At 64.5% G+C, this 24,787-nt stretch carries 25 protein-coding genes; 14 read left to right on the forward strand and 11 right to left on the reverse strand.

Features of this window, described 5'->3' with window-relative positions; translation table 11 throughout:
* Positions 1–26 precede the first annotated feature (26 nt).
* The 3 genes from A9995_RS09855 to A9995_RS09865 are packed head-to-tail and all read right to left on the reverse strand — an operon-like array spanning position 27 to position 1,681.
* On the reverse strand, positions 27–539 hold the full coding sequence (locus tag A9995_RS09855; protein ID WP_067612248.1) for a flagella basal body P-ring formation protein FlgA: 513 nt from the start codon (positions 537–539) through the stop codon (positions 27–29).
* Between the two features lie 24 nt (positions 540–563).
* Positions 564–1,028: a hypothetical protein gene (locus A9995_RS09860; RefSeq protein ID WP_067612251.1), complete on the reverse strand. Its 465-nt coding sequence runs from the start codon at positions 1,026–1,028 to the stop codon at positions 564–566.
* Entirely contained in the window at positions 1,025–1,681 is a 657-nt protein-coding gene (locus A9995_RS09865) for a MotA/TolQ/ExbB proton channel family protein (RefSeq protein ID WP_067612254.1), read from the reverse strand. Before A9995_RS09865 ends, A9995_RS09860 begins: the two co-directional genes overlap by 4 nt.
* 183 nt (positions 1,682–1,864) lie before the next feature.
* On the opposite strand from A9995_RS09865, the gene flgB reads away from it, so the two are divergent.
* The 14 genes from flgB (at position 1,865) to A9995_RS09935 (ending at position 14,777) form a co-directional block, all read left to right on the forward strand.
* The gene (gene flgB / locus A9995_RS09870; protein WP_067612257.1) at positions 1,865–2,212 is read left to right on the forward strand and encodes a flagellar basal body rod protein FlgB; all 348 of its coding nucleotides are present in this window, start codon (positions 1,865–1,867) and stop codon (positions 2,210–2,212) included.
* Between the two features lie 2 nt (positions 2,213–2,214).
* On the forward strand, positions 2,215–2,619 hold the full coding sequence (gene flgC / locus A9995_RS09875; RefSeq protein WP_067612260.1) for a flagellar basal body rod protein FlgC: 405 nt from the start codon (positions 2,215–2,217) through the stop codon (positions 2,617–2,619).
* A complete protein-coding gene (locus A9995_RS09880; protein ID WP_067612262.1) occupies positions 2,616–2,906 on the forward strand; it encodes a flagellar hook assembly protein FlgD in 291 nt (96 codons plus the stop codon). The genes flgC and A9995_RS09880 overlap by 4 nt, the downstream gene beginning before the upstream one ends.
* Positions 2,906–3,718, forward strand: a complete 813-nt coding sequence (locus A9995_RS09885; RefSeq protein ID WP_067612266.1) for a flagellar hook-basal body protein — start codon at positions 2,906–2,908, stop codon at positions 3,716–3,718. The genes A9995_RS09880 and A9995_RS09885 overlap by 1 nt, the downstream gene beginning before the upstream one ends.
* Positions 3,719–3,723: 5 nt before the next feature.
* Positions 3,724–4,464 carry a flagellar basal body rod protein FlgF gene (locus A9995_RS09890; RefSeq protein ID WP_067612269.1) on the forward strand — a complete coding sequence of 247 codons (741 nt, stop codon included), beginning with the start codon at positions 3,724–3,726 and terminating at the stop codon, positions 4,462–4,464.
* A 21-nt stretch (positions 4,465–4,485) separates the two neighbouring features.
* Complete coding sequence (gene flgG, locus A9995_RS09895) at positions 4,486–5,274, forward strand: flagellar basal-body rod protein FlgG (protein WP_067612271.1); 789 nt, start codon at positions 4,486–4,488, stop codon at positions 5,272–5,274.
* A gap of 11 nt (positions 5,275–5,285) precedes the next feature.
* Complete coding sequence (locus tag A9995_RS09900) at positions 5,286–5,939, forward strand: flagellar basal body L-ring protein FlgH (RefSeq protein WP_082992641.1); 654 nt, start codon at positions 5,286–5,288, stop codon at positions 5,937–5,939.
* Positions 5,940–5,945: 6 nt separating this feature from the next.
* Positions 5,946–7,052 carry a flagellar basal body P-ring protein FlgI gene (locus A9995_RS09905; RefSeq protein ID WP_369815832.1) on the forward strand — a complete coding sequence of 369 codons (1,107 nt, stop codon included), beginning with the start codon at positions 5,946–5,948 and terminating at the stop codon, positions 7,050–7,052.
* A complete protein-coding gene (locus tag A9995_RS09910; protein ID WP_082992621.1) occupies positions 7,049–7,369 on the forward strand; it encodes a rod-binding protein in 321 nt (106 codons plus the stop codon). Before A9995_RS09905 ends, A9995_RS09910 begins: the two co-directional genes overlap by 4 nt.
* Positions 7,369–8,709 carry a flagellar hook-associated protein FlgK gene (flgK, locus tag A9995_RS09915; protein ID WP_067612277.1) on the forward strand — a complete coding sequence of 447 codons (1,341 nt, stop codon included), beginning with the start codon at positions 7,369–7,371 and terminating at the stop codon, positions 8,707–8,709. Before A9995_RS09910 ends, flgK begins: the two co-directional genes overlap by 1 nt.
* A complete protein-coding gene (locus A9995_RS09920) occupies positions 8,706–9,617 on the forward strand; it encodes a flagellar biosynthesis protein FlgL (RefSeq protein ID WP_067612279.1) in 912 nt (303 codons plus the stop codon). The genes flgK and A9995_RS09920 overlap by 4 nt, the downstream gene beginning before the upstream one ends.
* A gap of 28 nt (positions 9,618–9,645) precedes the next feature.
* Positions 9,646–10,509, forward strand: coding sequence for a flagellar motor stator protein MotA (gene motA / locus A9995_RS09925; protein ID WP_067612283.1), 864 nt, complete (start codon positions 9,646–9,648; stop codon positions 10,507–10,509).
* Position 10,510: 1 nt separating this feature from the next.
* Complete coding sequence (locus A9995_RS09930) at positions 10,511–11,335, forward strand: flagellar motor protein MotB (RefSeq protein ID WP_067612286.1); 825 nt, start codon at positions 10,511–10,513, stop codon at positions 11,333–11,335.
* Between the two features lie 109 nt (positions 11,336–11,444).
* Positions 11,445–14,777: an amidohydrolase family protein gene (locus tag A9995_RS09935; protein WP_067612289.1), complete on the forward strand. Its 3,333-nt coding sequence runs from the start codon at positions 11,445–11,447 to the stop codon at positions 14,775–14,777.
* Between the two features lie 24 nt (positions 14,778–14,801).
* On the opposite strand, the gene A9995_RS17375 is transcribed toward A9995_RS09935, so the two are convergent.
* From A9995_RS17375 to A9995_RS09975, 8 genes are all read right to left on the reverse strand, one after another.
* Positions 14,802–16,670, reverse strand: a complete 1,869-nt coding sequence (locus A9995_RS17375; RefSeq protein WP_233998160.1) for a methyl-accepting chemotaxis protein — start codon at positions 16,668–16,670, stop codon at positions 14,802–14,804.
* On the reverse strand, positions 16,667–18,205 hold the full coding sequence (locus tag A9995_RS09945; RefSeq protein ID WP_233998161.1) for a bifunctional diguanylate cyclase/phosphodiesterase: 1,539 nt from the start codon (positions 18,203–18,205) through the stop codon (positions 16,667–16,669). The genes A9995_RS17375 and A9995_RS09945 overlap by 4 nt, the downstream gene beginning before the upstream one ends.
* A gap of 137 nt (positions 18,206–18,342) precedes the next feature.
* Positions 18,343–19,212 (reverse strand): protein-glutamate O-methyltransferase CheR, encoded by an 870-nt coding sequence (locus A9995_RS09950; protein ID WP_082992622.1) that lies wholly within the window; start codon positions 19,210–19,212, stop codon positions 18,343–18,345.
* A complete protein-coding gene (gene cheB, locus A9995_RS09955; protein ID WP_233998162.1) occupies positions 19,203–20,348 on the reverse strand; it encodes a chemotaxis-specific protein-glutamate methyltransferase CheB in 1,146 nt (381 codons plus the stop codon). Before cheB ends, A9995_RS09950 begins: the two co-directional genes overlap by 10 nt.
* Before the next feature lie 14 nt (positions 20,349–20,362).
* The gene (locus A9995_RS09960; protein WP_067612296.1) at positions 20,363–20,728 is read right to left on the reverse strand and encodes a PleD family two-component system response regulator; all 366 of its coding nucleotides are present in this window, start codon (positions 20,726–20,728) and stop codon (positions 20,363–20,365) included.
* A 62-nt stretch (positions 20,729–20,790) separates the two neighbouring features.
* The gene (locus A9995_RS09965) at positions 20,791–21,225 is read right to left on the reverse strand and encodes a chemotaxis protein CheW (RefSeq protein ID WP_067612300.1); all 435 of its coding nucleotides are present in this window, start codon (positions 21,223–21,225) and stop codon (positions 20,791–20,793) included.
* On the reverse strand, positions 21,222–23,360 hold the full coding sequence (locus A9995_RS09970; protein ID WP_067612302.1) for a chemotaxis protein CheA: 2,139 nt from the start codon (positions 23,358–23,360) through the stop codon (positions 21,222–21,224). Before A9995_RS09970 ends, A9995_RS09965 begins: the two co-directional genes overlap by 4 nt.
* A 47-nt stretch (positions 23,361–23,407) precedes the next feature.
* Positions 23,408–24,766, reverse strand: a complete 1,359-nt coding sequence (locus A9995_RS09975; RefSeq protein WP_067612304.1) for an MATE family efflux transporter — start codon at positions 24,764–24,766, stop codon at positions 23,408–23,410.
* Between the last annotated feature and the right edge of the window lie 21 nt (positions 24,767–24,787).

Genomic DNA, 24,787 nt, shown 5'->3' on the forward strand with positions numbered 1-24,787 from the left:
AACGGCCCGGCAACAAATTTTGCCGCTTAGGGCAATTGGATGCCGACCTGGCCCGGTCGGATCACCATCGCGCGCAGGGTTTCGCTGCGCTTGCCATCGGCGCGCACCTGGATCCATTCGCCTTGCGCGCCGTCTTCCGCCGCTTCGCCCTGGCGGGTCAGGGTGAACCCCTTGCCACGCACGAGAATGCTGACGTTCTCTCCGCGGCGGACCAGTGTTTCGGCAGGAGCGGATGCCCCGCGTGCGCTGCCCACAGGACCGCCATCGACCGCGACATAGATCTTCCAGCCCGCAGTCGGGCAGGCGACCTGGACCGAGCGCTGGTCGCGCCCGAACCAGGTCAGATCGAGCGGAGTGCGGCAGGGCGAAAGCCTGAGACGGCGATCGACCGGCAGTCTGGCGCCGCCCGGCTGGCCGATCTGCGAACCGGTGAAATCGACCACCGCGCGGTCGATCATGTCGAGATCGGTGGGGGCTGCGACAGCCGCCGTGGCGAACAGGGCGGAGCCGATCAATCCGAGAGCAACAAACTGGCGCATGGCGTTTCCTTGGTCGTGAGAGGTTTACTGTCTCTCAGCAAGGAGTGTGCCAGCAAGGAGTGCGCCATCGTCCGGATCGCCCTCGTAGCCGATGAGCACCATGCTCTCGGCTCGGGTGCCTGGTTCGAGGATGCCTGGTTCGAGGACAAGGCGGGCCGTCAAACCTCGGTTCTCGATTTCTTCGAGCAGGTCGGAGCCGGCGTGGAACGCGTCTTCGCGTCCGCCGGCGGGGTAGCGCAGGAGCACGGTTGCGCCCTGTCGCTCGTCGGTCAGCGTCATCTCGAGCCATTCTCCGAGATCCGTTCCGGGCCCGGGGCGATAGATCGCCAGTCCGGCGCCGCTGCCATCCGTCGTTACCGTCGCAGCGCGCTCGGAGGGCGGCGGATCTGCAGGAGGGGTGCCGCGGGTGGCCTGTGCGGTGATGAGGAACAGGATCAGCGCGAGATCCGCGGTGACGGTCTGCCAGCCCGAGCCGAGACGCACGATCATGCGGCCACCTGCGCAGGGCTGTCGACCGGCGAAGTGCTGCCGGTCTTGCGCACGCCTTCGGCGAGCCATTCGAGCACTTCGTCGCGGTCACGCTCTTCCTGCCGCGAGCGCCGGGAGATGGCGGCGGCAATGGGGGCGAACAGGAAATTGGCGGCCACCAGCCCGTAGAGCGTGGTCACCACCGCCATGGCGATCGCGTCGACCAGGCCATCACCCCCAGGCGTGGCGCCCGGAGCCTGACCCAGCGCGAACAGGGTGCCCGCGAGGCCCAGCACCGGGGCGAGCTCGGCCGCGCTTTCGAAGGTCCGCGCGGCGCGTTGCGCAGTATCGAGCCGCCGTTGCTTGTAGCTTTGATGCGCGCCGTGGATGGATTGGATCGAGCGCTGGCCGATCATGATATCGGTGATGCGGTCGAATTCGACATCGCCGAAATGATGCGGTTCGGCACGGACGAAGCCGTCGTCGGCGATCTCGCGGATTTGTTTGGACAGCTCGGCCTTTGCCTTGGCTGCATCGAAGGCGGGGCCGAACATGCCGCGAACCGCTGCGAGCGCAACGCGCATATCGGCAAAGCCGCAGCGCAGCAGCGTTGCCGCCACGGTTCCCATGAAGACGATGGCGATCGCGACGGGATCGATCCAGTTTTGCAGCATTGGTACGGCTACTCCTCGCATTGCAGAACGACCGGTCGGAGGCGGGCTTTACCCCGGGGAAGAACTTTGCCGCCCTCCGGCAGAAGCTTGCCGCAGTTTGCCGCAATCTGCGGTTTCATCCGGGTCCGCACAGTTTGGCACGCCCCTTGCTATCACGTTTCCGTAATTTTTGCGGAGGCTCTCATGAGCGAAGGTTTGTTCGGCATTCACGGTGCAGCGCTGGAGATCAGATCGCAGCGCATGGGCGTGCTCAGCTCGAATATCGCGAACGCCGCGACGCCCAATTACAAGGCGCGCGACATCGATTTCGCTGCGGCGCTCCAGGCGCGGCTGGGGGGAGTCGACAGCGAACGCGCGGCCGGTTCCGCCGCCAGCTATCGCATCCCCACCATGGCCAGTCTCGATGGCAACACCGTCGAGATGTCGACCGAGCAGGCTGCCTTCGCCGAGAACGCAGTCGCCTATTCGGCAACGCTCGGCTTTTTGCGCGGACGGGTCGAGACCCTGACCCGCGCGATCAGGGGCGATTGACCATGGCGGGACCAACATCCCTTTTCGAAGTGGGTCACCGCGCCATGTCCGCGCAGCTCGTACGGATGAATACGGCAGCGTCGAACCTAGCCAATGCCGGTTCGGTCGCGGGCAGCGAGGAGGCAGCCTACCGCCCCATGCGCACCGTCTTCGCGCAGGAACTCGATCGCGCCAGCGGGCTGTCCTCGGTGCGTGTCGATGGCGTCGTGCGCGAGGATGTCGCCCCGATCCGCCGGCACGATCCGGGCCACCCGCTCGCCGACGAGAATGGCGATGTCTGGGAAGCGCCGATCGATGAGAACGCCGAGATGGTCGAGATGCTCGAAGCCTCGCGCCAGTATCGCAACATGGTCGAGGCGCTCTCGACCGCCAAGCAACTGATGCTCGAAACGATGAGGATGAAATGATCACACCAGTCACCAACCAGCCGGCCGCCTCCAATGCGCCGGTCGCCGGTCGCGGCATGGACCAGCTGGGACAGGGGGATTTCCTCCGCCTGCTCACCGTCCAGATGCAGCAGCAGGATCCGATGGACCCGGTCGATAACAAAGAGATGCTCGCGCAGATGGCGCAGTTCTCCTCGCTCGCCGGCACTGCCGAGACCAATTCCATGCTCGAACGGATCGCCGAGAAGCTCGATCAGCTGATCGTCTCGACCCAATCCGCCAACGACCTTCGCAACGGAGAAAATTGATGTCCTTCTATACTTCGCTCAACGGCATGAAGAACGCGCAGACATCGCTCGGCGTGATCTCGCACAACATCGCCAACTCGGAAACCTACGGCTTCAAGCGCAGCCGCGCGGAATTCTCCGAGCTCGTCGCCGGTTCGGCGCTGACCAATCCGCGGATGATCCAGGGGATCGGTTCCTCGGTCGAGGCGATCAATCAGAACTTTGCGCTCGGCCCGGTGGAACAGACCGGTTCGGCGCTCGACCTTGCGCTGACCGGCGACGGCTTTTTCACCACCCGTTCCTCGGGCGACGGCGCCACGCTCTATACGCGCTCGGGATCCTTCTCGATCACCGGCAGCGGGCATATCGCCGACAGCAAGGGCAACCGCCTGCAACTGTTCCCGACCGATGCCAATGGCACCGTCACCTCGAACGCGCTGATCGATGCGGTCATTCCTGCGGCCAATGCCGCGGGCGCGGAGTTTGCCGGGGTCACCGTTTCCACCGAGGGTGCCGTCAACGTCTCCTATGCCGATGGCTCGGTCGAGGCGATCGGCAGCGTCGCGGTCGCCGGCTTCATCGCTCCGACCGGTCTCAAGCGCGTCGGCTCGTCCAATTGGGAAAGCACCGGCCTGTCTGGTGTGGCGAGCTATGGCTCGCCGGGCACCGGCCAATATGGTTCGCTGCTTTCGGGCGCGCTCGAGCGCTCGAATGTCGACATCGCCGAGGAGCTCGTCGGGCTGATCACAGCCCAGCGTAACTTCCAGGCGAACGCCAAGGCGATCGATACCGCAACCCAGATTTCGCAAACCGTCATCAACCTGCGGAGCTGATCGCAATGGACCGCCTCATCCACACTGCGCTTTCGGGCATGCGGGCGTCGATGGACAGCCAGCGCGTTATCGCGAGCAATATGGCAAACGCCAACACGCTCGGGTTTCGTGCCGAACTGGTCGATGCGCGCTCGGTCACCATCGAGGGTCTCCCCAACGAGGCCCGTTCGATGCAGACCGCCCGGGTGCGCGGTGCGGATATGAAGGCGGGCGAGATCATCGAGACCGGGCGTTCGCTCGATATCGCGATCGAAACCGACGCGCTAATGGCGGTTCAGGCAGAAGACGGCACCGAAGCCTACACGCGCCGGGGGGATCTCTCGATCTCTGCGACGGGGCTGCTGGTGAATGGCGATGGACGCCCGGTGATGGGCGACAACGGCCCGATCACCGTTCCTCCCACCGGCATTCCGGCGATTTCACCCGATGGTACGATCACCATCTCCGATCCTGCCGTGCCCGACCAGCCGCCCGCCGAAATCGGTCGGATCAAGCTGGCCGGGTGGCAGGGTTCGCCGATCCAGAAGGGCCTCGACGGGCTGTTTCGGGTCGAGGGCGGCGGCATCCTGCCGCTCGACGAGACCGCAACGGTCCGGGTCGGCGGGCTCGAACAGTCCAACGTCAGTACCACCGAAGTTCTGGTCGAAATGATCGATGCGCAGCGCCTGTTCGCGATGCGCAGCAAGATGATCGCGACGGCCCGCGAAATCGACGAAAGCGGCGCGCAACTGATGCGCCTCGGCTAATCCACGAAAGGGATCCAGCACATGCCCACTTCAGCTCTCCAGGTCGCACGGACCGGACTCGAGGCGCAGGACGCGCGGATGCGGGTCATCGCGAACAATCTCGCCAACGTCGGTACGACCGGCTTCAAGCGCGACCGCGCCAATTTCGCGACGCTCGCCTATCAGGATACGCGCGTCGCAGGACAGCGCTCCTCGGGCGAGACGGCCTACGCCACCGGGCTCAACCTGGGCACCGGCGTGGCGGTCCAGTCGACCAGCCAGATCATGACCCAGGGCGCGCTCGCGACAACCAGCAATGCCTTCGATCTCGCGCTCGATGCCGATGGCTATTTCCAGATCGAGATGCCCGGTGGTCGAACCGCTTACACCCGCGCGGGCAATTTCACCGTCTCGGCCGAAGGGCAGCTGGTCACCCAGCAGGGCTTCGCGGTGCAGCCGGCCATCACCATCCCCGAAGGCGCAACCGCGGTTGCAGTCGCCCCCGACGGCACGGTGTCGGCGACGCTGGCGGGCGAGGCCGAACCGGCGGAGCTTGGCCAGATCCAGGTCGCGCGCTTCACCAACCCTTCCGGCCTGCAGGCAATCGGCGACAACTTCCTGGTCGAGACCGCAGCGAGCGGGGCGGGCGAACTGGGCGCGGGGGGCGAGAACGGCCGCGGCAATATCCGCCAGGGAATGCTGGAATCCTCCAACGTCAACATCGTCGAGGAACTTGTCTCGATGATCGAAACGCAGCGCGCTTATGAAATCAGCTCGAAGATGGTCTCGGCCGTCGACGAAATGCTGCGCAACGCCAACCAGACGCTGTGAGGATGAGCGCTATGAAATCTTTCGCACTCGTCCTACCGCTTGCGCTGATGTCCGGCGCCTGCGGGGCAGGCGGGGCAAGGCCGGAAGGCTTCGCTGCCGCGCTGCCCCCGCCGCCGGTCGCCCAGCAGGCGCAGCCGGCCGATGGCGCGATCTTCCGCGTCAACCAGGGCTATGCGCCGCTCTATAACGGCAATCGCGCCTCGCAGGTCGGTGACCTCGTCACGGTGGTGCTCGTCGAGCGGACGCAGACCACCAAATCGACCGCCGGCTCGACCGATCGCGAAGGAAACATCGGATTGTCGCTGCCACGCTTCGTGGGAATCGACGATGCCGATCTTAATGCCTCGGGCGGCGGGTCGTTCAATGGTTCGGGCAATGCATCGCAGGCGAGTTCGATCCGGGCCGATCTCACCGTCACTATCGCCGAGGTCCGTTCCAATGGCACGGCGCTGATACGCGGGGAAAAACTCATGGAGCTGAGCCAGGGCGAGGAATGGGTCCAGCTCGCGGGCATCATCCGGCTTTCCGATATCGATCAGGACAACCGGATCCTTTCGATCCGGGTGGCCGATGCGCGCTTCTCGTATTCCGGAGCGGGTTCTGTTCAGCGCGCCAGCCGCGAAGGCTGGCTGTCGCGCTTCTTCGGCGCGATTTCGCCTTTCTAACAGGGAATGCCCATCATGATCCGCCGCCTTGCTCTTCTCTTCGCCGCGCTGCTTGCGCTACTGCCGGTTCCGGCCGCAGCCGAGCGCGTCCGCGATCTCGGCCAGTTTCATTCGGTCCGCACCAACCAGCTCACCGGCTACGGCATCGTCGTAGGCCTCGATGGCTCGGGCGATGACAATTTCGCCTATCTGACGCAGGCCATGCGCGGTGTTTCCGGACGGTTGGGGCTGCAACTGGCGCCGGGCGTCAATCCGGCGCTCAAGAACGCGGCGGCGGTCATAATCACTGCCGAGCTGCCCGCCTTCGCCAAGCCGGGTCAGCGCATTCCGGTTACCGTCTCGACCATGGGCAAGGCCAAGTCGCTGCGCGGCGGCGCGCTGGTGCTGACCCCGCTTTATGGCGCAGACGGCCAGATCTACGCCATGGCGCAGGGTAATCTGGCCGTGGGCGGCCTCGGCGTTTCGGGCAGGGACGGGTCCAAGCTGACCGTCAACGTGCCCACCGTTGGCCGCATCGCTGATGGCGCGACCGTCGAACAGGCCGTGGCGAGCAATTTCGATTTCTCTGAGGTCCTGCGCTGGAACCTCTATCAAGCCGATTTCCTGACCGTCTCGCGCGTCCGCGACGCCATCAACGGGGTGTTCCCGGGCATGGCGCAGATCGAGGACGGCGTGACTCTCGCGCTGTTCCTGCCGCCGGGCGCCAATTCGCGCGCCGAGATCATGGCGCGGATCGAGATGCTCGATATCCAGCCGGCCGAGCGCGCGGCCAAGGTGGTGGTCAACAGCCGCACGGGTACCATCGTGATCTCCAGCGCGGTCCGCCTGGCTCCGGCGGCGATTAGCCATGGCAGCCTGGTCGTGCGGATCGACGAGGATCCGCTCGTGGTCCAGCCAGAACCTTTCGCCAATGGTCGCACCGCGGTCGAACAGGATACCACGATCACCGCCACCCAGACCGATAACGTCGTGACGCAAGTCGGACCGGCGGCGTCGCTCGCCGAGGTGGTCGATGCGCTCAACGCACTGGGCGCCAGCCCGGCGGATCTCGTCGCCATCCTCGAGGCGCTCAAGCAGGCGGGCTCGCTCAACGCGGAACTGGAGATCATATGACGGTCCCGGCTATCCATATCAGTGGCCCGCAGGCGGTTCATTCGCCGGTCAAGGCCCAGAGCGAAGCCGATCCGGCCCGCACCGAGCTGCGCGAAACTGCGCAGCAGTTCGAGGCGATCCTGCTGCGCCAGATGCTGGCCAGCGCGCGCAATGTCGACTTCGGCGGGAATGATCTGTTCGGCGGCGAGAGCGACAAGACCTTCCACGAGATGCGCGACGCGCGGTTCGCGGAAATCACCGCGCAATCGGGCCAGTTCGGCTTTGCCGCAGCGATCGAGCAGCAGCTCGAGCGCTTCCTGCCGCAGGGTAACGACTGATGGCTTCGGACATGCTCTCGATCGCCGCCAGCGGCGCACGGGCGGCGCGCGGGGCGCTCGACGTTACCGCGCAGAATATCGCCAATGCCTCGAGCGATGGCTATGTCCGGCGCAGCCTGCGGATCGAGGAGGTCTCCGCCTCGGGCGGGGCGGGGCGCAATGGCGACATTTCGCTATCGGGTGCGCGGATCGCCGAAATCAACCGCAATGCGGACCCGTTCCTCCAGAGCGAGGTGCGTCGGACCAATGGCGATCTCCAGCGCGCCAACACCGAGCTGTCGGGCCTGAGCAACATCGAGAGCGCGATCGAGCAATCGGGCATTTTTACCTCGATCGTCGAGTTCGAGGCTTCGCTGCAGCAGCTTGCCGGCGATTCTTCCGATCCCTCGCGCCGCGCGGCAGTGCTTGCCGAAGCGGAGACCATGGCCAGCAAGTTCGAAATCACTGCGGCCGGTCTCGATTCTGTCGGTGACGGTCTGCGTTTCGACGCCGATGCGAAGGTCACCGAAGCCAATATCATCGGCGGCGAGCTCGCCCGGGTAAACCTGCGCCTGACCCGCGCCGGCAGCGGCAGCAGCGACCGTGCCGCACTGCTGGATCAGCGCGACCAGATGCTCGAGCGGCTGGCCGGGTTCAGCGCGGTCACCACGTCTTTTGCCAGCGACGGGACCGTAGCGGTCTCGCTGGGCTCGGCGCCAGCGCGCAGCTTCGTGCAAGGCGGCGCTTCGGGCGTGCTCTCATCCACGCCAGGCCCCGACGGAACCCTGAGCTTCGCGGTCGATGGTCAGCCGACCAATCCGGGGTCGGGCAGACTGGCGGGTGCCACGCTCGCGCTCGGAACGCTCGCCGCGACGCGCGCCCGGCTCGATACGCTGGCGAACGGTCTGGCCAATACGGTCAATGCCGCGCAGGCGGCGGGTGTCGGCAGCGACGGATCGCCCGGACAACCGCTGTTCGCAGGGACCACCGCGGCTACGCTCAGAGTGGTTCTGGCAAGTGGACAGGGCATCGCCACTGCACCGGCAGGGGCAGGTGCGGGCAGCCGCGATACACAGAACCTGGCCAATTTGCGCCAAGCGCTTGCGACCGGGAATCCGGCGCAACAGCTCAGCAGCCTGTTGTTCGATGTCTCGAGCACGGTGGCCGGGCGCAACGTGACGCAAAGCGCGCTCGAGACGATAGCCTCTTCGGCGCGCATCTCGCTCGAACAGCAATCGAGCGTCAATCTCGACACCGAAGCCACCAACCTCATTCGCTTCCAGCAGGCCTTCCAGGCTTCTGGCCGCGCCATGCAGGTGGCGAGCGATATTTTCGATACTCTTCTGGGGATCGGGCGATGATCAATCTGAGCACGGGTGCCTTCTTCGAACGCAGCACGCAGCAAATCGGCGTGTTGCGCTCGCGCGCGGAAACGTTGCAGCAGCAGATCGGCACGGGCAACCGGATCGAGCGCTCTTCCGACGATCCCGTCGCCGCGGCACGGCTCCGGATGCTGGCGCGCAGCGAACGCATGGCTGCGGTCGACACCCGCAACTCGCAACTGGCGGAAGCGGATTTGTCGCTCGCCGACCAGTCCCTTGGTTCGATTGCCGATCTGGTGATCCGCGCGCGCGAACTGGCGGTGCGGGGAGCCGCACCGACGCTGAGCGACGACCAGCGCGCTGCCATCGGAATCGAAATGAAGGGGCTGCGCGATAATTTGATCCTGTTGGCGAACAGCCGCAACATTGCCGGCCATGCCCTGCTCGGCGGTCAGGCGACCGGCGCAGCCTATGTCGACGATGGCGTGACCGCACAATTTGTCGGGACTGCGGCGGTGGACTCGCTTGAGATCGGCGAGGGCCAGTCCGTCGTTCCGGGGCTGACCGGCCCTGAAGTCTTTGAATTCGAGGCCGCGGGTGGGCCGACCGACATGTTCAGCGTGCTCGGTAATCTGGCCGCCGCGCTGACGGTCGGTGGCGGCACTGCCACGCAGGCGAGCTCGGATGCGCTGGCATCGCTCGATGCGGGGCTGGCCAAGATTACGACGGCGCAGACCGTGGTCGGCGCGCGGCTCAACTGGGTCGATCTCATGACCGAGCGCCGCGACAATAATGCCGAGCGCCTCGCTGGAGAGCGCGCCGACGTGGGCGGAGCGGATATCGCCGTCACCATGAGTCGACTGCAGGAAACGCTTACCGTTTTGGAAGCGACCCAATCGAGTTTCGTCCGTCTCGCCAATCTGTCCCTCTTTTCGATGTTGCGCTGACCGCGCAATCAGCTGGAGTATTAGTTCAATGTTGGCGGCCATCGGAATAATCGTTCTGCTCGTTATGGTTTTTGGCGGGTTCACGCTCAGCGGCGGTGCGCTCGGCCCGGTCATGGCGGCGATGCCGTTCGAGATGCTGATCATCGGCGGCGCTGCGATCGGGGCGATGGTCGCAGGCAATTCAATGGACGGATTGAAGGCGATCGGCAGGGCCTTCGGAAAGATTTTCAAGGGACCCAAACACACCAAGCAGGATCACGTCGACGCGATCGCGCTGACCACGCAGTTGATGAAGACCCTCAAGAACGATGGGCCGGTTGCGCTCGAGAGCCATCTCGAAAACCCCGCCGATTCGACCATTTTCGGCGCCTATCCCGGCCTGCTCAACAACAAGCCGCTGATCGCCCTGATCAGCGATACGCTGACGCTGCTGGTGGTGTCCTCGGGCACGCTCGAAACCCATGCGGTCGAAGAGGTCATGGACAATGCAATGAAGACGCATTTCCACGAACTGCACGAGCCGCAGCACGCGCTGGAATCGCTCGCCGACGCTCTACCCGCCCTGGGCATCGTCGCCGCGGTGCTCGGCGTGGTCAAGACGATGGGCTCGATCAACGAGCCGCCCGAGGTTCTGGGCAAGATGATCGGCGCGGCGCTGGTCGGAACCTTTCTTGGCGTGCTGCTGGCCTATGGCATAGTGGGACCGCTTGCGGGCCGGCTGAAACAGGTGCTCGAACAGGATGAGATGATCTTCCACGCGGTCAAGCAGGTCATCATCGCCTCGCTCTATGGCCATCCCCAACCACTGGTCGTCGAATCGGCCAGGTCGGGTCTCGGCCATGCGGTGCGGCCCGGTCTGACCGAATTGCTCGACGCCTTGCGAGGGCGCTGACATGGCTACCAAGGCGGGGCGCAACGATCCCACACCCATCATCGTCAAGAAGGTGACCATCGTCGCGGCGGGGCACCATGGTGGTGCGTGGAAAGTGGCATATGCCGATTTCGTCACTGCGATGATGGCGTTCTTCCTGCTGCTGTGGCTGCTGGGCGCCACCACCGAAGACCAGCGCAAGGGCCTCGCCGACTATTTCACTCCGACGCTGGTCAAGACCAAGGAACAGAGCGCGGGCGCCTATGGCCTGCTGGGCGGCTCGTCGCTGACCGATGTCGAGAACTATCCCCATGCTGCGGGACAAACGGGCACCAAGACCCTGACCATACCGCGCGACGCGACGGGAGGGCCGCGCGAAGGTGCGGCGATGATCAAGCGGATCGAGCAACGGGTGGAAGAGCGGATCGCGCAGGAGGAACGGCTGCGGCGCTTGATGCGTCAGGTACGGATGGTCGACACCACGGAGGGGATTCGCATCGATCTGGTCGACGATGCCGATTTCTCGATGTTCTCGCTCGGTACCACCGCGCTGACTTCTGACGCGCGTGATCTTCTTCAGATCATCTCCACCTCGATCGATCCTGAACCCAGCAAAATCACTGTTCGCGGCCATACCGATGCGCTGCGGTGGCGCGATCCCAGGCGCGTCAACAATTGGTCGCTCTCGGCCGGCCGTGCCGAGGCGACGCGTCAGATGCTGATGCAACACGGAATCGCCATGGAACGCTTTCGCCGGATCGAGGGCGTCGCCGACACCGAGCCGCTGATCCGCGCCGATCCCAGCGATCCACGCAACCGCCGGATTTCGCTCACATTGGCAAAATAGGGCGGGGGGACCGGGAGCTCTCGCACCGTCGGGATGGATACAACTTCTCAGCAGCTTTGACTCTTGCGGACGTGCGCCTAAACCGGCGCAAATCCGGGAGAGCCAATCCATGAAATTCACTGTCGCATCCGTCCTCGCCTCGCTGTTCATCGCGCAGGCTGCCGCCGCGCAATCCGCCGCGCCTCCGCCATCGCCCAATCCGGTCGAGGAGCAGGAAGTCGATGCCTCGCAGGCCGACGAGGCGCTGCCCGACGAAGGCACCGGCGAGGCGGTCGAGGCCGCTCCGGCGGTGGCCCAGCCGGTCACCGATGTGGCAGAGGCGTCGTGGGATATTACCGCACCGCGCGGTGCGACACTGCGCGAAGTGCCGATCCGCACCGACGAAGGCACCTGGATGGATGTCGATGTGTCGCCCGACGGGGGCACGCTGGCCTTCTCGCTGCTGGGCGACATCTATACCATGCCGATCGCAGGCGGCACGCCGACGCGCATCGCCGATGGTCTCGCCTGGGAAATTCAGCCGCGCTTTTCGCCCGACGGGCAGCGGATTGCCTTCACCTCCGACCGCGGCGGAGCTGACAACATCTGGGTCATGAACGCGAATGGTTCGGACAAGCGCCAGATCACCAAGGAAGACTTCCGCCTGCTCAACCAGCCGACCTGGAGCCCCGACGGGCGTTATATCGCGGCCAAGAAGCACTTCACCACCCAGCGGTCTGCCGGGACGGGCGAAATCTGGATCTATCACGTCTCCGGCGGCGGCGGCGTCGCGCTGGTCGAGCGGGCGAATGAAACTGCGCAGAAGGAACTTGGCGAACCGGTTTACTCCGCCGATGGCGCATCGATCTTCTACACCCGCAACGTGTCGCCCGGGGCAGTGTTCGAATATGCTCAGGATTCCACCCAGAGCCTGTTCGAGATCGAACGGTTCGATATCGCCACCGGTGAAGTGACCACTGCGGTGTCGGGTTATGGTGGCGCGGTGCGGCCCCAGCCTTCACCCGATGGCAAATACCTCTCCTTTGTCCGGCGCGACAAGGATCAGTCGCAATTGTGGATCAAGGATCTGGCGACCGGCCTCGAACGGATGATCTACGATTCGCTCGATCTCGACATGCAGGAGACCTGGGCGGTTTACGGCGTCTATCCGCTGATGGACTGGACCCCGGACAGCCGCGAGATTGTGTTCTGGGCGGGCGGCAAGCTCAACCGGATCGGTATGGATGGCGGCGCAGCGCGCGTGATCCCCTTCCAGGTCGACGACACGCGCAGCGTGGCCGATGCTCCGCATCCGGTGATCCCGGTCGCACCCGACAGTTTCGAGAGCAAGATTCCGAAATTCGCCAGCCTCTCGCCCGATGGACGTCGGATCGTCTTCGAGAGTCTTGGCCAGCTTTATGTCCAGAACGCCGCCGGCGGCACCGCGCAGCGGCTGACCGGTTCTGGCGATGCGCTCGAGCTGTGGCCGGCTTGGTCGCGCGACGGCGCGCGGATTGCATTCGTGCGCTGGACCGACGAGGGCCTGGGCGAACTGGTGGTCGCAGACGCCAACGGACGCAACGCGCGCACCGTCACCACCATGCCGGGGCATTATGCGGTCCCGCAATTCTCGCCCGATGGTCGCTCGTTGGTGTTCGAGAAGCGCGCCGGCGGCTATCTGACTTCGCCCGAATATTCGGAGAACGCCGGGGTCTACACCGTGCCGGTTTCGGGCGGCGCGCCCAAGCTGGTCTCGCGCGGCAACCGCGTGCCGCAATTCGGCGCCGACAACGACCGCATCTTCATGCTCGGCAATTCGGAGGGCAAGCTGCAATTGCTTTCGGCCGATCTCAACGGCGAGGCGGTCCGGGTGCATGCGGAAGGCGAACTGGCCAATGATTACCGCGTTGCGCCGGATGGCGAATATGTCGCCTTCCGTCAGAATTACGAGGTTTTCGCCATGCCGCTGCTGCCAGGTGGCCAGGCGGTTACCGTCGGCGAAAAGGCCAGTTCCCTGCCCGTTGTCCGCGCGAGCGAGGGCGGTGCGAGCTATATCGGCTGGGCGAACAATGGCGATACGCTCTACTGGTCGATGGGGCCGACGCTCTATCGTGCGAGCACGGCGGCGATGTTCCGCACCGCGCCCGCGGGCGAAGATGCACCCGCATTCTCGCAGCCCCAGACCGGCATCTCGCTCATTCGTACCGTGCGGGCCGACAAGCCGACCGGGACCTATGCGCTGACCAATGCCCGGATCCTCACCATGGCCGACGACGGAGCGGGAGCGATCGAAAACGGCACCGTGGTTATCCGCGGCGACCGGATCGTCGCGGTCGGCCCATCTGCCAGCACGCAGGTGCCTGAGGGCGCCACGGTAATCGACGCGAGCGGCAAGACCATCATGCCCGGCCTCGTCGATGCGCATGCCCACGGGCCGCAAGGGACCGGCGACCTGGTGCCGCAGCAGAACTGGTCGGCAGTCCAGGAACTGGCAATGGGCGTAACCACGCTCCACGATCCTTCTTCCAGCGCCAGTTCGATCTTCGCGGCCGCAGAGCGTCAGCGGGCCGGCACATTGCTGGCGCCGCGCATCTTCTCGACCGGCGAGATCATTTATGGGGCCAAGGCGCCGAGCGTCTATGCGCGGATCGACAGCTATGATGATGCGCTCGCGCATGTCCGCCGGATCAAGGCGCAGGGCGGCATTTCGGTCAAGAATTACAACCAGCCCCGCCGCGAACAGCGTCAGCAGGTGGTAGCGGCTGCACGGGCGGAGAACATGCTGGTGGTCGCCGAGGGCGGATCATTGTTCGGGATGGACATCAACCTGATCGCTGACGGGAATTCCACGCTCGAACACAACATTCCTGTCGATGTGATCTACGAGGATGTGCTGCAGTTATTCGGCCAGAGCCAGACCAACTACACGCCGACGCTGACTGTCACCTACGGCGGCCTCGCGGGCGATCCCTACTGGCGGCAGTCCACCGATGTGTTCGACAACCCCTTGTTGGTGCACACTCCGCCGCGGATGTTGCTGGCGCAAACCGCACGTCGCACCAAGGCGCCCGAATGGGCCTATGTCGATGACAATTCGGCGCGCGAGGCGAAGAAGCTAGCCGAACGCGGGGTCAAGGTCAGCATCGGCGCGCATGGCCAGCAGGCCGGGGTCGCGGCGCATTGGGAGCTGTGGAGCTTTGTGCGTGGCGGGATGAGCCCGGTTCAGGCGCTGCGCGCCGGGACGATTGAATCCGCGCGTTCGCTGGGAATGGACCGCGATATCGGCAGCATCGAGCCGGGCAAGCTGGCCGATCTCGTGATCCTGACGGCCGATCCGGCTCAGGATATCCGCAATTCCGACGATATCGAACGGGTGATGCTCGGAGGTCGGCTTTACGATGCGCGGACCATGAACGAGGTCGGGACGGGCGATGCCCGCCGTCTGCCGCACTGGTGGGAATGAACGCTTGAGCGCTGCGGGCGGAAGTCAGGCTTCCGCCCGTACCTTCGCGAGGAACGAGCCGACCTGCTGCCGAAGAGCGCTGGCCTGGCCCTCCAGCTCGGTCGATGAGTTGAGCACCTGGCTGGCCGCCGCTCCGGTGACGAGGCTGCTTTCACGTACCTGGTCGATATTCGAAGATACCTCTCCGGACGCTTGCGCGGCAAGATCGATGCTCCGCGCCAGATCCTGGCCCGCGACCGATTGCTGATCGACCGCACTGGCGATCGAGACTGCGGTCGTTTCGAGCTGTTTGATGTGCTCGCCGATCGAGCGCAGCGCGTTGACGCTGGCACCGGTCGAGTTCTGCATTGTGCGGATCTGCTCGGCAACTTCCTCGGTCGCGCGGCTGGTCTGGTTGGCCAGTTCCTTGACCTCGCTCGCCACCACCGCGAAGCCGCGACCCGCCTCGCCGCCGCGTGCCGCCTCGATCGAGGCGTTGAGCGCGAGTAGATTGGTCCGCTTGGCGATCGACTGGATCAGTTCGACGATCTTGCCGACCTGATCGGCCGATGCGGAGAGCGCGGAAATCGTTTCATCGGCGTCACCAGCGGCCTCGGTGGCCTTGCGGGCGAGCGAAGCCGAACTGGCAGCCTGACGGCTGATTTCGCCGATCGACATCGCAAACTCGTCGGAGGCCGCCGCCGCGGCGGTCACCCCGGCGCTGGCCTGCTCCATGGATTTTGCCACCTGAGTGCTCTGGTGGCTCGACTGGTCGGCGACGCTGGCCATCGAACCGGCGGTTGCCTGCAATTGCGTGGCCGCAGCGGCGACGCTGCCGACCACATTGCCCACGGTGGTTTCGAAATTCTGCGCCAGTTCGAGGAGAGTGCGTTCCTTTTGCAGGCGGACATCTTCCCGCTCCTGCTCCAGGGCGGCGCGTTCTTCCAGTTCGCGCTCGGCGCGTACCGCCTTCTCGGAAATGAGCTTTTCGAAACGCCAGGCAACCCGCAGGAAGATGTGCATGGCGTTGGCCAGTCCCCCGATCTCATCCTTCCGATCACGCCCGGGAATGGAAATGGCCTTGTCGCCGCTGGCCAGCTTTTCGGCGGCTGAGGTCAGTTCGACGAGAATATCCGAGAGATCCCGCGTCAGATATCGCGAGCTGAAAAAGATCACCCCGACCATCAGTACGCTGATCAGACCCAGAACCGCGAAGATCCAGACGATTGCCTGCGCCGAGCTGTCATCGATGGCCTGACCCTGATCGGCCAGCTGTCCACCGATGGCTTCGGCCTGTTCGGCAAAGCTGACGCCGCTCAGGAAAATGGCGTCGGCGATGGTCTGGGTGCGTTCGCCCGAGCCGTATCGCGCATAGGACGATCTCAGTGCCTGCAGCTCTCGATCATACCCCTCCAGTTGCTCGCTCAGATAGTCGATGTCAGAGATTGCATCCGGAGAGTACTCGGCGGCAGTCTCGCGGATTGTGTCTACGCGGCCGTCGGTGGCATTCAGCGCTTCACGTGCGGTCACGAGATCCGCGGGGTCACCGGTAATGGCGTAGCGCTGGCTGTGGAGGCGCGCTTGCTCGATATTTTTGGTCAGATTGGCCGCAGCGACCTGGGTTTCCGATACTGCCAGCCGGGCGTCCCGCATATCGAGCGCGATCAGGCTTGCGATGGCCGTGGCGAACAAGATGACAAAGACCGCCGCCATATTCGCCGAGGACAAGACCCGTAGCTTGCCAGCAATGGACATGTTCTGAAAGAGCGCGCCGACCCCCTTGGGCGCGGCCTCGCTGTGCGCTGGCTCACCTTCCATAGTGTCGGGTCGAGCGGTATCGGTGCCGGCGACTGCTCGTTCGGAAATCTCGCCTTGGGCGACGAGCTCTTTCGACAAATCCTGTAGCGCACTCATGCTATCTTGCCTTCCATGTTCTCTACCGCTGCCGTTACAGTCGTGGCAGCGATATCGATCGGTCTGTCGAGATATTGCGGGATTTCGCCGGCGGGCATTGCCCTGAAATAGAGCCAGCCCTGGATCTGGTCGCAGCCCGCAGCGCGAACCATCTGTGCTTGTTCCTCGGTCTCCACGCCTTCGGCGGTGACCCTCATTTTCATGGCGCGCGCTACTGTGATGCTCGAAAGCATCATGGCCCGACTGCCGTCGTCCTGACCTGCCTGCGACACCAGGCTGCGGTCGATCTTGAGCTTTTCGAAGCGGAACTGGCGCAGGAAGCCGATCGACGCGTATCCGGTCCCGAAATCGTCGAGGACGATGCTGACGCCGAAATTGCGGATAACCGAGAGGCTGCGCTCGGCCACAACCGGGTCGAGCACCAGGCAGGTCTCGGTGATTTCAAGCTCGAGCCTTTCGGGAGCGAAACCGGTCTCCTCGAGAATATGGCCGAGCTGGATCGGGAATTCGGGATTGCGCAACTGCGCGGCAGAGAGATTCACCGAGAGCGTGATACCGTTCCACTCGAGTGCATCGAGGCAGGCGCGGCGCAGGACGAATAGGCCGATCGGATTGATGAGGCCCGATTCTTCTGCGGCCGGAATGAATGTCTCGGGGGCGGTGAATGTCCCGTCCTGGCGCGGCCAGCGGATCAGCGCCTCAACCGCAACAACCTTGCTCGAATTGCAATCGATCAGCGGCTGATAATGGAGCGTGAATTCGCCATTCGCGAGCGCGGAACGCAATTCCTCGTCCATTTCGCGCGTTTTCTCACGGCTGGCGTCGAATTCGGGGCTGAACCAGGTGCACCGCGCTTTCCCACCGCGTTTCGAGGCATACATGGCCACGTCCGCCTGACGGAGCAGTTCGGGGGAACCGAGCCGGTGCGCATCTGTCGTTCTGGCAAGACCAATGCTGGCGCCGAGCGTCAGGCGGCGTTCGTCCACTCGGACGGGCTTGGCGAGCCGCTCGACGATCCTGCGACACAGTCCTTCGAGCAGCGTCGCAGCGACGGGCCCGGATTTGAGGACGGCGAATTCGTCACCCCCCAGCCGGTAGATCCGCGCCTCTCCCTGGCAAATCCCGGAGATAATGTCGGCCAATACGCGGATGGTGCGATCGCCGATTGCATGTCCGTAGTGATCATTGACGAGCATGAACCCATCGAGATCGAGCAGCGCGACGGCCAGTTCCTGCTCGTGGCGGGAAATCCGGGCGTAGTCGAGATGCAGGGCCCCGCGATTGGGCAAGCCCGTCAAGGCATCGGTGAGGCTGGTTACTTCGAGGCGGCGGGAATGCCGAAGCCCGTACCACAGCAGAGCGGCGACCACGGCAGCATAGGCAGCGACCGCGATAGCAACGAATTGGGGCGGAGAAACCAGCATGCCCGAGCGGTTCGCGACATAGGCCAGCAGGAGGAGAGCGAACACGGAAGACAGGATCGCGAGCGGGGCAAGAACCATGACCTGCGGAGAGAACCCTCCCTTGCCCGTCATATGTGTCACACTAGCCCCCAACAGAAGTCGAACCGACGCTGCCGGATTGGTTCTAGGCGGTCAGGTGCTAAGAATGGGTAAAGCGCAGGTTTACCTTCTTTACGAAACGACATCGTGAGATCGAACCGCTCGTGCGGTCAGCCGGCAAGCGCCGGCTCGACCGATCTCTCCCGAACGGCCCGCTGGCTGGCTCCGACCGGGTGGTAGAGCGTGGCCCCGCAAGGGGCGGGAACGAAGAAGCCGGTCTGCCCGATCACGGTTTCGCCCGCTCCCAGCATCAGCCAGCCATCCGCCGCAGTTGCCTGCGACAGGCGTTCGAAGACGGAACGACGGGTCGGCGGATCGAAATAGAGCAACACGTTGCGGCACAGCACGAGGTCGAAATTGCCCGGATGCGGCGGCGCATCGAGGACGCTGGCCTGCTTGAACCGCGCCATCGCGCGGATCGTGTCGTTGGCCTGCCAGCCCTCCGGGGTTTCGCTGAAGAATTGCAGCATCTGCCCGATGCTGATCCCACGCTGGATCTCGAATTGGGAATAGAGCCCTGAATTGGCGACAGCGAGCGCCTTGGTGGAAATATCGGTTCCGAGGATCTCGATGTTCCAGCCGGCCCAGCGCTGAGGTTGCCCGGCGAACAGCATGGCAAGCGACAGCACTTCCTGTCCGGTCGAACAACCCGCCGACCAGATGCGAATCCGCTTACTCGAAGCGCGCTTGCTGGCGATATCGGGCAGGACGGTGTCGGCCAGGATCGAAAAATAGGCATGGTCGCGGAAGAAGTAGGTTTCGTTGTTGAGCAGCGCTTCGACCACCTGGGTCGCAAGCTCGGCCTGGTCTCCATCGCCGAGTATGCAGACCAGCTGGTCGAGATTGGAGATGCCGCGTTCGCGAAACAGTCCGGCCAACGCCGATGAGACCCGCCACAAACGGTTGTCTGTCAGTTGCTGGCCAGTCCGCGCACAAAGAAGGTCGGCGACGATACGATGGGACGCGTCGTTCAGGGCCACGCCGACGTCCCGTTGGCCACCAGACCCGCCGCTGAGACAACGGCGTCGGCCAGCTGTTCGGGCGGCAGAACCGCAGTGGCGATCCCGCTTTCGGTTACGCCGCGCGGCATGCCCCACACGGCGCAGCTTGCCTCGTCCTGCGCGAACACGGCACCGCCGGCCCGCGCAACCGCGCCTGCCCCCTCGGTACCATCGCGGCCCATTCCCGAAAGCAGGACCGCCGCGACATGACCGTCGAAGCATTCGGCCAGGCTTTCGAACATCGGATCGACCGACGGCATGCAGCCGCTCGTGGCGCGATAGCGTGCCAGACCGGTTACCACACCGGTGTCCGATATCATGCCAGGGTGAGCCCGGCGGACCACCATATGCCCGTAGCCCGGCGCGATCACGATGCCTCCGCGCTCGATGCTGGTTCCTTCATCGGCGAGAACGGTTCGACGTCCGGCGGCAACTTCAACTTGGCGGGCAAACACCGGCATGAAGCTCTCGGGCAGGTGTTGGGTGATGAGGATGGGAAGGTCGAAGTCACGCGGCAGCCGCCGCATGAACAGGTTGAGCGCGTGGATCCCGCCGGTCGACGCGCCGATTGCGACGACCCGAGGCACTTTCGTGCGGCGGCGAAGGGGGAGGGCGGTTGCCGCGGGGGGCAAGTCGCCTTCGGTTAGCTGCGCCTGGCCGCCCAGAGCGCGAACCTTGGCAAGCAGCGCGTCGCGATATTCGTCGTTGAATCCGCCGGGGCGGGGCTTGAGCATGGTGTCGGCAGCGCCCATCGACAGTGCGGTAAGCGTGTGTTCCGCGCCGTCCTGCGTCAGCGATGACACGACCAGCACCTGCGCTTCTGCAGCACGCTGGAGGATTTTGGGCAATGCCTCGATCCCGCCCATGCCGGGCATCTCGAGATCGAGCAGGATCACGTCGACTTCGGTAGTGCGCAAAGCGAGCAGCGCCTTTTCGGCGGTGTCTGCATCGGCGACGACGGCAAGGTCGTGCTCGCGATCGATCATCCGCGAAAACACCGTCCGCACGGTCAACGAATCGTCGACGATCATCACCCGGATCTTGTCCGCATGCGTCGAACGCGATTGCGGGGCCACTGTCGGAGGATAGCGTTCGGGGCGGAGGACGGCGGCCATGGAAGTGGTCCTTCTCAGACCATGCCGACGAGCTGGAGCTTGATCTGCAGGGTTTCGTGATCGAACGGCTTCATTACATATTCGTCCGCGCCGGCGCTGATCGCCTCGCGGATATGGGCAACGTCGTTTTCGGTGGTGCAGAAGACGACTTTGGGCTTGTCGCCGCCTTCGCGCTGACGCAGCTGGGTGATGAATTCTATCCCGGTCATCACCGGCATGTTCCAATCCAGCAGGACGACATCGGGCATCGCTTCCTCGCATTTGTCGAGGCCGAGTTTGCCGTTCTCCGCTTCGTCTACTGCGAAGCCGAGGGATTCCAGAATGTGTCGGGAAACCTTGCGGATCACCCGGGAGTCATCGACGACCAGACATTTCTTCATTGCTCGCGCCCCTCGTGATTCTTTTGCCCTTCGCACCTAAAGCGGGACTGGTAACGATTCACTTAAGCCGCCTGCGCCCGATGACCGGCAACGAGCTTTTCGATCGCGATCAGCAGGGTTGGTCCGCTCGCGGTTTCGACCATTCCGACTGCCGCTTCTTCCCACACCTCGCCATAGCCGCCGGGGACCCGCTCAGGCTCGCCCTGCGCGTCGACGACATCGAAAGCCTCGTCGACGACCAGGGCATAGGCATGACCCTCGTGATCGATCACTGCCGCCCGACTTCCTACCGGATCCCCCCTGCTTTCGAAGCCGAGCGCCACGCGGCAGTCGATTACCGTCAGCGCCTGACTGCGCAGCGCGGTCAGGCCGGCAATGTGCGGAGCGGTGCGGGGAATCGGAGTGATCCGCTCGATTTCGATTACCGAGCGCACGTTCCCCGCTGGAAAGGCGACCCTTCGTTCGGCGATCAGACACATGAGCAGGGCCTGGGTCACAAGCCGCTCACTTTGAGGGTTGCGGCATTCTCGCTGGCACCGGGACTTTCGCTGGCAACGGGGCTGCCATGCTCGGCGAACAGGCGATGGACATCGACGACCGGGACCGGTCGCCCTTCGAGCAGAGCGATACCTGCATAACGCGGGTCCTTGCCTTGGGCGTGCATGTCCTCGTCGATCTCTGCGGCATCGAGAACATCGGCGACGATCAGCGCGATTTCGCTCTCGCCATCGGACAGGCGCAACAGGCGACAGCATCTCTCGGGCAGCGGGCCGTCGTTATGGCCCACCAGAGCGAAGAGCCTGTCGTCGATGACGACCTGTGCCCTCCCACCCTCGATGTCGATCGCGTTCCTATCGACGGTGTCGATCCGCTGCACCAGGTCCAGCCGCACGGCGCGTCGGCGCTGGTCGAGCCCGGTAAACAGCATCACCGGAACGCTGGGCTTGTCGGCTACCACGCTGGCGACATCTTCCACGGTTTCCCGCATGGCGCGCAAATCCTCCAGCAATCCGCAATCGCGTGCGATGTTGGGTACGTCGAGCAACATCATCGGGCGTCCATCGTCGAGCAATGTGGTCCCGGCATAGATGCCGGTTTCCAGGATCGCGGGCGGGATCGGCTTGACCACCACATCCTCGTGGTCGTGCACCCGATCGACCGCCAGAGCGAAAACCTCGTCGGTGGCAAGCCGAATGAGGACCAGCGTCGTATCCAGCCAATCGACCGGTTCTGCCTCATCCCCTGCCAGCACATGCCGTAGCGCGATGCATGGCACCCTGCGGTCACGGAAGGTGAGCAACTGACGCTCGCCGACCTGCGCGAGTTCGACGTCGCGCGATTTGGCAAAGACGATTTCCTGGATATAGGATCGAGGCAGGGCGTAGAGCCGCCCCTGGGATTCCACCGTCAGCGCGGGCATGATCGACAGCGTGAGCGGCAGCTGGAGATAGAAGGTCGTCCCTTCGCCCTGCTGGCTGAAAACGTCGATCGATCCTCCGACCTTTTCGATATTGGCGCGCACGACATCCATGCCGACCCCGCGTCCCGAGACCGAGCTTACCGCCTCTGCGGTGGAGAGACCCGGTTCAAAGATGAGCAGACGCTTCTGGCGCTCGTCCATCCGCGCGACTTCGGCACGCGTATAGATGCCAGCCGCGATCGCCTTGGACTCCAGCCGCGCAATATCGATCCCGCGACCGTCGTCCGAGATCGCCAGCGATATGCGGTTGCCGGACTGCCGAGCAGTGAATTTGAGCTGTCCGGTCTCGCCCTTGTCCGCCACGCGGCGCTGGTCGGGCGGTTCGATCCCGTGATCGATCGCATTGCGGATGATGTGGGTGAGCGGGTCGCGGACCATTTCGACCATCTCGCGGTCGAGCTCGACATCGCCGCCTTCGAATTCGACCGAAACCTGTTTGCCGAGTTCGTTGGAGAGATCGCGCACCAGTCGCGGGAGCGAGCCGAACAGATGTTCGAGCCGCTGCATCCGCATCCGCGTGGTGGCGTTGCGGACATCGGCGAGGATGGCGGAAAGCCGTTCGAAGGGTCCATCGAGCGTCGGCTGTTCCCCGGCTTCGCGCAGGCGGCGCGCCAGATCGTTGCGCGCCAGGACCATGTCGGACACGCCCTTCATCACTTCGTCGAGCAGGTCGACGGGAAGCCGGATCGAGCGCTGGACGGTTGTCGTTCGGCTCGAGCGGTGCGTTCCTTCCTCGGTGCTCGTGGCATCGGCGATGGGTGCTTCTGCGGGGTCATCCCCGCCGAGGCCGGGCTGCAGCGCCGCGATCAGAACGTCGTCGCCGCCGGCGGGATAGTCCTCGCCTGCCTCGATCGCGTCGTTCATCTGGCCGATGCGATCCATGATCGCGAGCACGGCCGAGACCAGCGCCCGATCGGGCTCGCGACGTCCGGCGCGGCAATCGGCCAGCGCGTCCTCCGCGGCGTGGCTCAAGCGCTCGAGGCGCGGGAAATCGAAGAAGCCGCAATTGCCCTTGACGGTGTGGACGAAGCGGAAAATCGTGTCGAGCCGGGCCTTGTCGGAAGGGTCGGCCTCCCAGGCGACGATTTCCTCGCCGCTCGCCTCGAGCATTTCGCGGGTTTCGGCGACGAAATCCGCCAGCAAATCATCCATTCCGTCACCGCCCCTTTGCGTATCAGGTCGGCTATGCCGGAGGATGGTTAACGATCGGTAAGGTCAGGCAGCTGTTTCTTGCGCAGCACCCGCCACACGATCAGCGCCGCGAGCGCACCCCCGGCGAGGTTCGCGACCAGCTCCGCTGCATAGATCGCATCGGCGCCCCAGCTGCCGCGCAGCAGCCAGGCGAAGGGCATCATCACGAGGAAGACCCGGGCGGCGCTTTGCAGCAGCGCCAGCGGCGCGCGATCGACCGCGTTGAGCACGCCATTGCCGGTGATCAGCAGGCCGAAACCGGCATAGCCCCACACGGCAATCGCGAGATAGGCGGCGAACTGGTCGATCACCGCCGGATCGTCGCTGAACAGGCCGGCGAAGCGCTCGCCGAAGGCAAACAGCAATACCGCCACCGCCAGCCCATAGAGCAGGCAGAACCCGCCCGCAAAGGCGACCGCGCGCCGCGCCCGTTCGGGCAGGCCCGCGCCCCAGTTCTGGCCGACGATCGCGCCGATCGACCCCGACAGCGCGAGCAGGGGTACGAGGGCGAAGCTCTGCAACCGGCCCGCTGCGCCGAACCCGGCAACTGCAGCCTGACCTTCGACTGCCACCAGCGCGGTCAGTACGGAAAGCCCGATCGGATTGATCGAATTAGAGAAAGATGCCGGTCCGGCGACCCGCAGGATCGCAACCAGCGGTTCGATCACCGCGCTCTGGCGGATCAGCATCGGTTTGAATGGCAGCGCGGTGCTGCGGATCAGCCAAAGCCCCAAGATGATGGCGATGGCCCAGCCCGCCAGTGTGGCATAGGCCGCGCCGGCGATGCCGAACCCCTCGAAACCAAAGGCCCCGGTGATCAGGATCGGATCGAGTATCCAGTTGGCGGCGGCGTAGCAGATCGAGATATAGCTGGTCTTACGCGCTTCGCCCTGTCCGCGCAGCACGCCGTTGAAACCCATGATCGTCATCAGCAGGGGAAAGCCGAGTGCGAAGGGCTGCATATAGGCGCGGATAAAGGGGCGGGTCTGCTCGTCGGCATTCATCAGGCCGAACAGCGGATCGAGCAGCGCGAACAGCGTCAGCCCCATGACGATGCCCAAGGCGATGGCAAAGACAATCCCGAGATTGGCGCGCCGGGCGGCCTTGGCGCTATCGCCTTCGCCCAGCGCCCGGGCGACGACCGAATTGATTCCGACCATGACGCCCACACCCATGCTGGTGAGCGCGACGCTGATCGGAAAGATGAACGCGATCGCGGCGAGCTGCGTGCTGCCGAGCTGGCCGATGAAATAGGCGTCAACCAGTCCGATCGACATGATCGCGGCGACGCCGATGATCATGGGCGTGGTCTGAGTCACGAGATGGCCGCGGATCGATCCCCGCGTCAGTTTGGCCGTCTCGCTCATCGGGGCAAGCCCCTATAGCGG

Origin of the sequence: Erythrobacter sp. QSSC1-22B, from assembly GCF_001678665.1 — a bacterium.
Classification (GTDB): Bacteria; Pseudomonadota; Alphaproteobacteria; order Sphingomonadales; family Sphingomonadaceae; genus Qipengyuania.